Source organism: uncultured Campylobacter sp. (assembly GCF_938045595.1).
GTDB lineage: Bacteria > Campylobacterota > Campylobacteria > Campylobacterales > Campylobacteraceae > Campylobacter_B.
This window is the reverse complement of sequence record NZ_CALIBB010000099.1, coordinates 1-1,602: the sequence shown is the minus strand read 5'-3', so window position 1 is coordinate 1,602 and position 1,602 is coordinate 1. Positions and strand designations below refer to the sequence as shown.

General features: G+C 43.9%; 2 protein-coding genes. Both read left to right on the top strand.

The genetic code is table 11. The annotated features are described in order from the left end of the window. Positions 1-152: 152 nt before the first annotated feature. The gene (locus tag Q0340_RS04200; RefSeq protein WP_298082290.1) at positions 153-848 is read left to right on the top strand and encodes a hypothetical protein; all 696 of its coding nucleotides are present in this window, start codon (positions 153-155) and stop codon (positions 846-848) included. A gap of 109 nt (positions 849-957) precedes the next feature. Further along, on the top strand, positions 958-1,602 hold a 645-nt coding region (locus Q0340_RS04195), incomplete at its 3' end, for a hypothetical protein (protein ID WP_298082289.1).

The following is a 1,602-nucleotide window of genomic DNA, read 5'->3' as shown; positions in this document are numbered from 1 at the left end:
TACTAGCCTGGAGCAAGATAGAAAAGATAAGCGTAAACGTTTAGAATTTCGCAAATATCTTGTCGCGATAGAATTCCGATCTTGTCGGTTTAATTTATATTTTATGCTTGTTTATATATACTTCGGGTCAAATTTTTAAAAAGGGTTTATATATGCAATTCATTGTATCTCAGGCAAGAAAAGAGGGGATGATCAGCACCGGCATCGATCTGTTTTTGGCGGCGCTACCCGCGGTTTTTATCGTAGTAGGCTATGTCTCTTTCAGCGAGCCATGGCACCTTGACGACGAGATGATAAATTATATCGCTAGCGGAATTTTGATCGCTTTTATTTGTGTTTCGGCATTTTTCAGATTGCAGGCGCTCCGAAAAATTTCAGCGCTTAGCGGCATAAAAGCAGCGACGCTTTATCGCAACTGCATAATAATCTGCGTCTGCTTTTTTGCGCTAGCACTCGTGCTTAATTACCTTTATCCGAGAGAGCCTGACGCAGACGGTGGGCAGAGTGATAATCCATTTGCGGCGATATTTGGACTAGCGCTTTTCGTAGGCGTTATTTACATAATCGTCGCATGGTTTCGCATAAATTTCTCTTTGGCGCGCGTAAGCGGCGTGAGTACCTTTCGGACTTATGTGTGGCTTTGTGTGGGACTTTTTGTGCTAAACATACTATGTAACGCAGCGATTCTTGCTATAGCCATTTCCGAGCCACGGACCGAGCAGGTTTCAGCTTTGGCTATTGCCGTCGTAATGCTTAAACTGCTCCTGCCGTTCATCGCTCTTGTGATAACTAGCATCGTGCACCTACTAGCCTGGAGCAAGATAGAAAAGATAAGCGCAGAGGTTTGAAATTTCGCGAACCTCTCGTCACGATGAAATTTCGCTCTTTCCGGTTTGATTAGCGTTTTACATCTGCTTTTTGTATATTGAAATAAATTTTTAAAAGGAGTTATACGACGTGCAAGACACCGTATCTCAAGCAAGAAAAAATGGGATAATCAGCACCGGTATTGATCTATTTTTAGCGGCGCTACCGGTGGTTTTGATGGCGATAGACTTTGTTTTTGAGGGCATACCGGGGTATCCATATAATATCGTGATCATAGTTGGAATTTTCATCGCTCTTATCTGTTTCTCGGTGATTTATAGGCTAAGAGCGCTCCGCAAAATTTCAAAGCTTAGCGGTATAAAAGCGGCGGCGCTTTACCGCAACTGCGTAATTCTCTGCATATGCTTCGTGGCGCTTTTATTATTTTATCCGGCAGGTTGTTACAGAGAAGTAACGATGAAAGAGATGATAGAAGAGACGATATGGAATTTAGCGGTACCCGCAGCCGCAATCTACATAATCGTAGCGTGGCTTCGCATAAATTTTTCGCTTGCGCGCGTAAGCGGCGTGATGATATTTCGGATCTACGTGTGGCTCTGCGCCTTCTTTTTCGCGTTAAATTGGATATGTGGCGCAGGGCCATTCGGTTTGGCTACCTCCAAGCCGCAAATTGGCGATTCCGATGCAGTTTTAATTATCGCGTCATTGAAGGAATTTTTGCCGTTTGTCGCTCTTGTGATAACTAGCATCGTGCACCTACTAGCCTGGAGCAAG